This is a genomic window from Sphingomonas sp. CCH5-D11 (assembly GCF_001557395.1).
Classification (GTDB): domain Bacteria; phylum Pseudomonadota; class Alphaproteobacteria; order Sphingomonadales; family Sphingomonadaceae; genus Sphingomonas.
In genome coordinates this window covers 1-286 of the sequence record NZ_LSKH01000168.1, presented here as the reverse complement: position 1 = coordinate 286, position 286 = coordinate 1, and the positions used below count along the sequence as shown (strand labels likewise).

The window sequence follows — 286 nt, the reverse complement described above, 5'->3', positions numbered from 1 at the left end:
CGCGCGCGCGCGCGCCCATGCGTAGAAATAGGCCTCGCCCGAATAGCCCAGCACCACATCGTTCGCGATGCGCTTCTTGTGGAGCGCCGCAAAGCCGGACCAGGGGATGCCCCACAGGCGGCGGAAGATGATGAAATCACCGGTCGGCGCCGCCATGTAGAGCCCGAAGAAAGCGACGTAGAACCACGGCGAATCAGGCGCGGCACGACTGAGACCGGCAAGGCCGGTATCCAGCAGCTCGCGGCCGAGCATCACCATCATGGCCAGGCTGAGCAGGCTGCCGACG

General features: G+C 66.1%; 1 pseudogene. It reads right to left on the bottom strand.

The annotated features are described in order from the left end of the window. Nucleotides 1–286, bottom strand: a pseudogene (locus AX702_RS22535) (hypothetical protein); the annotation flags it as partial.